General features: G+C 65.5%; 8 protein-coding genes and 1 pseudogene. 8 read left to right on the top strand and 1 reads right to left on the bottom strand.

The window, feature by feature from the left end; translation table 11 throughout:
* From Q7O19_RS05735 to Q7O19_RS05710, 6 genes and pseudogenes are all read left to right on the top strand, one after another.
* Nucleotides 1–300 (top strand): annotated as a pseudogene (locus tag Q7O19_RS05735) (NAD+ synthase); the annotation flags it as partial.
* 81 nt (nucleotides 301–381) lie between these two features.
* On the top strand, nucleotides 382–1,239 hold the full coding sequence (locus tag Q7O19_RS05730; RefSeq protein ID WP_303809214.1) for a hypothetical protein: 858 nt from the start codon (nucleotides 382–384) through the stop codon (nucleotides 1,237–1,239).
* A gap of 122 nt (nucleotides 1,240–1,361) precedes the next feature.
* Nucleotides 1,362–2,381, top strand: a complete 1,020-nt coding sequence (locus tag Q7O19_RS05725; protein WP_303809213.1) for a dihydrodipicolinate synthase family protein — start codon at nucleotides 1,362–1,364, stop codon at nucleotides 2,379–2,381.
* A 23-nt stretch (nucleotides 2,382–2,404) separates the two neighbouring features.
* A complete protein-coding gene (locus tag Q7O19_RS05720) occupies nucleotides 2,405–4,474 on the top strand; it encodes a PQQ-binding-like beta-propeller repeat protein (protein ID WP_303809212.1) in 2,070 nt (689 codons plus the stop codon).
* Between the two features lie 12 nt (nucleotides 4,475–4,486).
* Entirely contained in the window at nucleotides 4,487–4,921 is a 435-nt protein-coding gene (locus Q7O19_RS05715) for a c-type cytochrome (protein WP_303809211.1), read from the top strand.
* Nucleotides 4,922–4,941: 20 nt separating this feature from the next.
* Nucleotides 4,942–6,018, top strand: coding sequence for a peptidyl-alpha-hydroxyglycine alpha-amidating lyase family protein (locus Q7O19_RS05710; RefSeq protein ID WP_303809210.1), 1,077 nt, complete (start codon nucleotides 4,942–4,944; stop codon nucleotides 6,016–6,018).
* Here the strand turns inward: Q7O19_RS05710 and Q7O19_RS05705 are convergent.
* Nucleotides 6,005–6,448, bottom strand: coding sequence for a cupin domain-containing protein (locus Q7O19_RS05705; RefSeq protein ID WP_303809208.1), 444 nt, complete (start codon nucleotides 6,446–6,448; stop codon nucleotides 6,005–6,007). The two genes, Q7O19_RS05710 and Q7O19_RS05705, sit on opposite strands and share 14 nt — an antisense overlap.
* 85 nt (nucleotides 6,449–6,533) lie before the next feature.
* Here Q7O19_RS05705 and gltX point away from each other — a divergent pair, with 85 nt between their 5' ends.
* A complete protein-coding gene (gltX, locus tag Q7O19_RS05700) occupies nucleotides 6,534–7,850 on the top strand; it encodes a glutamate--tRNA ligase (protein WP_303809217.1) in 1,317 nt (438 codons plus the stop codon).
* A complete protein-coding gene (locus Q7O19_RS05695) occupies nucleotides 7,847–8,386 on the top strand; it encodes a shikimate kinase (RefSeq protein ID WP_303809206.1) in 540 nt (179 codons plus the stop codon). The genes gltX and Q7O19_RS05695 overlap by 4 nt, the downstream gene beginning before the upstream one ends.
* Nucleotides 8,387–8,418 lie beyond the last annotated feature (32 nt).

Genomic DNA, 8,418 nt, shown 5'->3' with positions numbered 1-8,418 from the left:
CCGACCAATGTCATCACCAAGCCGCCCACGGCCGAACTGCGCGAGAACCAGACGGATCAGGACAGCCTGCCGCCCTATGATCTGCTCGATCGCATCCTCTATGGCTTGGTGGAGCAAGAGCGTTCGGCCAGCGATCTGATCGCCGAAGGACTGGATGCCGCCACCGTCGCCCGCATCGAACGCCTGCTCTACATCGCCGAATACAAGCGCCGGCAGGCGCCGCCGGGCGTCAAGATCGGCCGCCGCAATTTCGGCCGTGATCGCCGCTATCCGATCAGCAATGCGTTTCGCACCGCTTAGTCTGGCGCTGCTGCTGGCGGCTGGCCCCGCGTTGGCCGCGCGCAAGCCCAAGCCGCCCCCCTGCCGCCCTTGCCGCCGCTGGTGCTGCCTGCCGCTGCCCCAGTGATCGAGGTGATGATCGCCGGCCAGACCGCGCGGCTGACGGTGGATATTGGCGGCGATGATATTGTGCAGATCAACCCGGCCAGCCCGCTGCGGGCCATGCTGGCCAGCGAAACCCGCGCCGACGGCAGCACGGCGGATCGTGGCCGTTACCGGGTGGCCGTGGGCCAGACGGCGATGGCCATCCCGTTCAGCCGCGAACAGCTGCTGATCGCCGGCCGGCCGCTTGCGGCGCGGGTGCTCACCCCGGCATCTGTGACCGCAGCGGCCGACAGCGACGGCACCATCGGCCTGCCGCTGCTGCCGCATGACGTGGTGAAGCTGCAGCTGCGCCCGCCCGCCGCCGCTGATCGCAGCGCCGTACTGCCAGCCCGCATCGGCCGCAGCGATGCCTGGGGCTTTGACTGGAAGCTGGCCAACGGCGCGGTTCTGGATGTGGAATTGCACCTCTTGCGCCCTGTCAGCGTGATTGCGGCTGCAGCGGCGGCTGAACTGGCAGATGTGGGCGGTGGCAAGCTGGTTGGCCCGGTGCAGCGTATGCCGATCAGTTTCGGCGCCATCCGCCCGGTGCGCGTGCTGGAACTGGCGCGGCCGGTGGCCATCGCCAATCTTTCTCTGCAGCGCGCGGCGGTGCGCCTGTTCGATTGGGCCGGCAAGGCCGAACTGCCGCCCGATGCCGAAGCCGATGATGCCGCACTGGTAATTGGCAAGCGCGGCCGCCAAGGCGCCTGGCGCAATCTGAAACTGGGCCGCGACGTGCTGGGCCGCTGCGCCAGCATCAGCTGGCAGCGCGATCCGGCTGATCCGCAACGTGGCCGGTTCACCCTGCAGTGCTGAAATCCTGAGCAATCCGCGAATGAAGGCGGGCAGACACGCGCAAAAATTCTTGCCGCCGGCCGCGCCCGGCGCAATGATGCAACAAAGGCCGGCACAAGCGGGCCAGCATGGGGAGGAAGATCATGGAGATGAACCGTCGCGAGACGCTAGCGCTGGCTGCCGGCGCTGCTGCCATTGGCGCCTTGGGCGCTGCTGCACCGGCCGCCGCGCAGATGGGCGGCGCGCGCCGCCTCGGCTCCAAGGAGAAGGTGGCCTACTGGGTCGCCACCGTCACGCCCTGCGATGCCCGCGGCCAGTTCGATCCCGGCGCCATGAAGGCGGTGATGGAATGGCACCAGAAATGCGGCGCCGATGGTGTCGTCGTGCTCGGCACCTCGGGTGAATTCCCCAGCTTCTCGGTCGCGGAACGCAAGCTCGTCACCGAAACCGCCATGAAGCACAAGGGCAACATGAACATCATGGTGGGCCCAGGTACGCCCAACATCGTGGAGACCATCGATCTGGCCAAGCACGCCCAAAGCGTGGGCGCCGATGGCCTGCTGGTGATCCCGCCTTTCTATTTCAACCAGCCGCCGACCGAAGGGCTGATCCATTATTACACCCAGCTGTTCGAAGCGGTGTCGATCCCGATCAACCTCTACCACATCCCCGGCACGTCTGAGGTGGCGATCACCATCGAGCTGCTCAAGGCCATGATGAAATATCCGCATCTCGCGGGCATCAAGGATTCGTCGGGCAACGCTGAAGGCTTCGCCGAGTTCCTCAAGGGCTTCCCGGAACTCAACATGCGCTGCGGCACGTCGAACAACCTGATCCCGGCCGTGGAAGCCGGCATGGGCGCCATCCTGGCCGACGGCAACATGTTCAGCGACAAGAGCGCCGACATCTTCAAGACCTACCGCGCCAAGGGCGACTGGAAGGCCAAGCTTGCCCATCTGCGCGCCGCCGGCGGCATCATGCGCGATCACAACATGGGCGCGAACACTTATGCGGCGATGAAGTACGTCCTGTCGCTGCGCATGGCCAAAGAGGGTGGGGGCGGCCCGATGATGTATGCGCGCACGCCCTATCCGCAGCTGAACGACGCGCAGAAGGCCAGCCTGAAGGCCGGTCTCGACAAAGTCATGGCGATGCCGGCGTGAACGACGAAACAAGGGGCAAAACCATGAAGATCATTCTGCCAATCGCCGCAGCGCTGCTGCTCACCACCGCCGCTGGCGCTCAGACGCCGGGCAAGGAAGGCGTCGCTGCGGCGCGCACCACCAATGGGGTCGCCAACTGGACCACCTACAATGCCGATCTGAAGGGAAGCCGCTATTCGCCGCTCGATCAGATCAACCCCGGCAATTTCAAGGATCTGGAAATCGCCTGGCGATTCAAGACCGACATTCTGGGCAGCCGCCCGGAATACAAACTGGAATCCACCCCGCTCGCCGTTGATGGCGTGATCTACACCACCGGCGGCACCCGCCGCGCCGTGGTGGCGCTGAACGGCGCCACCGGGGAGCTGCTCTGGCAATATGCCATGCACGAAGGCAAGCGCTCCGCCGAAAGCCCGCGCGCCCTCTCCGGCCGCGGTCTCTCCTATTGGACGGACGGCACCAGGCGCCGCATCCTCTATGTCACCATCGGCTATCGCCTTGTCAGCCTCGACGCCGATACCGGCCGCCCTGATCCGGAGTTCGGCACCAACGGCGTTGTCGATCTGAAGACCGATTATGATCAAGATCTGGGCGATCTCGATACCGGCGAAGTCGGCGTCCACTCCGCGCCGGCGGTTTCGGGCAACACCATCATCATCGGCGCCGCCTTCCGCGAAGGCTTCACGCCCAAGACCCACAACAACACCAAGGGCTATGTGCGCGCCTTCGACGTGCGCACCGGCAAGCGCATGTGGACCTTCCACACCGTGCCGAAGAAGGGCGAGGTCGGCTATGAGACCTGGCTGAACAATTCGGCCGACGTGAACGGCAACACTGGCGTGTGGACGCAGGTTTCCGTCGATGAGGATCTTGGCCTCGCCTATCTCGCGGTCGAATCGCCGACGTCGGACTTTTTCGGCGGTAAGCGCCCCGGCCCCAATCTGTTCGGCAACAGCCTTGTCGCCGTTGACCTGAAGACCGGGGAGCGCCGCTGGCACTTCCAGCTGATCCACCACGAGATCTGGGATCTCGACAACAGCAGCGCCCCGCTGCTGATGGACGTGACCGTGGATGGCAAGTCGCGCAAGGTTGTCGGCCTGCCGTCGAAGCAGGGTTTCTTCTATGTCTTTGATCGCGCCACCGGCCAGCCGGTGTGGCCGATCAAGGAAACCAAGGTGGCCAAGGGCAATGTGCCCGGCGAATGGTATTCGCCCACCCAGCCGATCCCGTCGAAGCCGCCGGTCTATGCCCGCAACGGCGTCGAGGAAAAGGACCTGATCGATTTCACGCCTGACATGAAGAAGAAGGCGCTGGAATTGACCTCGAAATATGTGCTCGGCCCGGTTTACACCCCGCCGATCGTCTCCACGCCGGAGAAGTTCGGGGTGATCAACAACTGGGCGCAAGGCGGCACCAACTGGCCGGGCGGTTCGTTCGATCCGGAAAGCGGAATCGCCTATGTCTATGCCTGCGGCGCCTGCATTTCCTCGACCGGACTGCTGCCGCCGCCGGCCGGCCTGTCTGACATTCCGCTGGTGGTTGGCGTTGCCGGCCAGCCGGTGGTGATGATCAAGGGCCCGGGCGAAGGCGCCGGTGCCGACAGCCCGGCCCCGGCCGCTGCACCCGGCAGCGGCAATGCCGGCCCACCGCGCCTGGCGGTTGACGGCCTGCCGCTGGTGAAGCCGCCCTATGGCACGATCAGCGCCATCGATGTGAACAATGGCACGATCAAGTGGCAGGTCGCGCATGGTGAAACGCCGGATTTCGTGCGCAATCACCCGGTGATCAAGGCGATGGGCGGCATCCCCCGCACTGGCCAGTCCACCTATCAGATTGGCACCTTGGTGACGAAGGGCTTGGTGGTCGCCGGTGAAAACCAGTTCACCCGCACCGAAGACCGGCCGCGCGGCGCCATGCTGCGCGCCTACGACAAGCAGACCGGCAAGGAAGTGGGCGCTGTGTTCATGCCCTCCACCCAATCCGGCTCGCCAATGACCTATATGGTGAACGGCAAGCAGTATATCATCGTGCCGACCAGCGGCGGGAACGCATCCGGCGAATTCCTCGCCTATGCCCTGCCCAGCAAGCGATAAGGAACCAGTGACGTGAAGATTGCCCTGCCCCTTTTGATTGCGTTCGGCCTTGCTGGTGCCGCTGTGGCCCAGGATGCCGGCAAATCGGTGTGGCAGGGCATCTACACGCCGGAACAGGCCGACCGTGGTGCGGGCGTCTATGCCCAGCGCTGCGGCGCCTGCCACGGCGCGGCGCTGAATGGCACCGGCGAAGCACCGCCGCTGATCGGCGGTGAGTTCGTTTCCCACTGGGACACGATGACAGTGGGCGATCTGTATGACCGCGTGCGCACAACCATGCCGCAGAATGATCCGCAATCGATGACGCGCGAAGAATATGCCGATGTGCTGGCCTTCCTGTTGAAGAACAACGGCTTCCCGGCCGGCGCCCAGCCGCTCGACAAGCGTTCGGAAGTGCTGGCGACCATCGGCATCACGGCAGAAAAGCCGGCCAATAGCGGCCGCTGAACCACTTGGGGGACAAGGCCATGAAGCGGATGATGATGCTGGCACTGCTGCTGGTCGGCAGCGCCGTCAGTGCGCAACAGGCGACGTCTCCCCCCCGCCCGGTGTGGACGGTGGAGACGCTGCCCAAGCCGGCACCGCTGACCGCCGAAACCAACAAACAGCCCAACCCCTATCGCAGCGAACTGGGCTTCCTGAAGCTGCCCGCAGGGCGCGTGATGGGCTCGACCAGCGCAGTGGGTGTGGACAGCAAGGGCCACATCTGGGTGGCGGAACGTTGCGGCGCCAACAATTGCGGCAACAGCCAGATCGATCCGATCATGGAGTTCGACGCACAGGGCAATTTCATCAAGGCGTTCGGCGGCGGGCTGACCGTGTTTCCACACGGGTTTTACATCGACGCCCAAGACAATGTCTGGCTCACCGACGCGCGGGCCATCCCCGGCAAAGGCGCCACCGCCCTGAAATTCAGCCCGGAAGGCAAGTTGCTGCTGACGCTCGGCAAACCCGGCGTGCAGGGCAAGGGCACAGACGTGTTCACCGAACCCAATGCGGTGATCGTGGCGAAGAATGGCGACATCTTCGTTGCCGATGGCCACGAGGCCGATCGCGGCGTCGCCCGCATCCTGAAGTATGATCGCACCGGCAAGTTCCTCATGCAATGGGGCCAACCCGGCAAGGGCCAGGGCGATCTGGAAGTGCCGCACGCGCTGGCCATGGACAGCAAGGGCCTGCTGTACGTGGGCGACCGCTGGAACAACCGCGTGCAGGTCTACACCCAGAAGGGCAAGTTGCTGAACAGCTGGACCCAGTTCGGCCGCCCGTCCGGCCTGTTCATCGACGCCAACGACATCATGTACAGCGGCGATTCGGAAAGCCGTCGCCCGGTCGGTTATGGCTACAACCCTGGCTGGCAGCGCGGCATCCGCATCGGCAGCGTGAAGGACGGCAAGGTGACGGCCTTCATCCCTGATCCCGAACCCGCCCCGGATGCCGGCGCCACCAGCGGCGCCGAAGGCCTGTGGGTGGACAAGAACGGCGTGATCTACGGCGCCCAGGTGAAAGAACGCACGGTCGCGCGGCATATCAGGGCGAAATAGGCGTCCCCGCCGACCCTGCGCTGCCATCCTCATAACGCGTTGCCCACACCCCGCTGGCAACGCCGAGGATGATCGTCTCCTCGTCGGCCCCGTCGAAATGCACGGCACCCGCTGGCACCACGACGAAACTGCCAGCCGGGAAGGCCTGCGCGGTGGACTTGTCCATGGTCGCGCCCCATCCCAATTTCAACACGCCTTTTAACACGAAGATGCGCGCGGTCGTGCTGTGCCGATGGGGCTTGTCCCACGCGCCAGCAGGCAGCGCGAAGGCATAAGAAAAACTCTGCCCCGCCACTTCGCGTTGACCATCGAGCAAGGCAAAGCGGCTGCCATCCGCCGCAGCCGGCCCCCACGGAATCGTGGCGGGCGTGATGGAGACAGCACCAGGCGGTGCAGTGGCGGCGGCAAGTGCGATGAGGAGCGTGATCATGGCGGAACCTTGCCACACATTCTCCCAATTGGGCTGGCGACAATCGGACGGTGATTTCCGCGCCTCAACCCGCTATGCCGCCGCCATGATCGTCACCCGCTTCGCTCCCTCGCCCACTGGCCGGCTCCACGCCGGCAATATCCGCACTGCGCTGGTCAACTGGCTGCTCGCCCGTTCGGCGGGTGGCCGCTTTGTGTTGCGGCTGGATGATACCGACCTGGCGCGCTCCACCGCGGAATCGGCCCAGTCCATCCGGGACGATCTCGCCTGGCTGGGCCTGGCGCCTGACATGGAGGTCAAGCAGTCTGACCGATTCGACCGCTATGAAGACGCGCTGGCTCGCCTCGCCGCGCAGGGCAGGGCCTATCCCTGCTATGAAACCGCCGAAGAGCTGGAGCTGAAGCGCCGCGTTGCCCTGTCGCGCGGGCTGCCACCGATCTATGATCGCGCCGCACTGGAGCTGAGCGATGCCGGCAAGGCGAAGCTGGAAGCCGAAGGCCGCAAGCCGCATTGGCGTTTCCGGATGGATGAAACCGCCGATGTCGAGTGGCAGGACGGCGTGCGCGGCCATTGCCATTTCCCCGCCGCCGCACTGGCCGATCCGGTGGTGCGCCGCGCCGATGGCTCGTGGCTCTACATGCTGCCGTCGGTGGTGGACGATATCGATCTGGGCATCACCGACATTGCGCGCGGGGAAGACCATGTCACCAACAGCGCCGTACAGCTGCAGATGTTTGCCGCACTGGGCGCCGCCGCCCCGCGCCTCGCCCACATGGCGCTGTTCACCGGCAAGGATGCGGCGCTGTCGAAGCGGCTGGGTTCCGAAGGGGTCGATGCTTGGGCAGAACAGGGTATCGAGCCGGTAGCGGTCGCAGCGCTGCTCGCCCGGCTGGGCACCTCGCAGCCGGTGGAGCCGATGGCCCGCTTGGCTGATCTGCTGCCCGGCTTTGCGCTCAACCACTTCGGCCGCGCGCCTGCCCGCTTCGATCCGGCCGATCTTGCCAGCCTGTCGGCCCGCTGCATCCACCACATGGAACACGCCGACGTCGCCGCCCGCCTGCCGGCCAGCATCGGTGAGCGCGAATGGCTGGCGATCCGGCCCAACCTTGCCCGTCTTGATGAAGCCGAAGCCTGGCACCAGATCATCGCCGGACCAATCACTGCGGCCACTGATGAACCCGACTATTTGGCCACTGCCGCCGCCACGCTGGCCGGCCTGGACTGGGGCGATGATATCTGGAACCGCCTGATCGACGCACTGAAGGCCACCACCGACCGCAAGGGCAAAGCGCTGTTCCTGCCGCTGCGCCTCGCGCTCACGGGCCAGCCGCACGGGCCGGAAATGGCGGCCCTGCTGCCGCTGATCGGCCGCGACGAAGCGTTGCGCCGCTTGGCCCCGTGAAACTGCTTTTCCTGCACGGGCCACCGGCGGCCGGCAAATACACCATCGCCAGGGCCGTGTCGGATGCGACCGGGCTGCCGTTGTTTCACAATCACCTGATCGTCGATGCAGTGCACGCCGTCTTTCCATTCGGCTCGCCGGGATTCGTGACCTTGCGGGAGCGCTTCTGGATCGACGTGATTCGCGCCGCCGTCGCCGAGAATCGCTCGCTGATCTTCACCTTCCAGCCCGAATCCAGCGTCTCTCCGGGCTTTCCCGAACAGGTGGCGGGCATCGTGGCGGCTGGCGGCGGCGAGACCATCTTCGTGCAATTGCGCCTCGATCTGGCCGGGCAGATATTCCGCATTGCCAATGACGATCGTGCCCGTTTCGGCAAGCTGCGCGATACCGCCCTGCTTGAACAGCTCCACGCCGATTTCGCCGCCTGTGAAACGGCCATGCCGGCCTCGGCGCTGACCATCGATACTGCCAACACTGCGCCCGCCGACGCCGCTGCCCGCATCATCGCCCTGCTGACGGCCCCCCAGTCGAATTGACGCCCCTCTGGCCAAGCGCGCGCCGCGCCCCT

The organism is Sandarakinorhabdus limnophila DSM 17366, from assembly GCF_945882885.1.
Taxonomy (GTDB): domain Bacteria; phylum Pseudomonadota; class Alphaproteobacteria; order Sphingomonadales; family Sphingomonadaceae; genus Sandarakinorhabdus; species Sandarakinorhabdus limnophila_A.
Note: the sequence above shows the minus strand (reverse complement) of the source record. Positions and strands in the feature narration are given on the sequence as shown.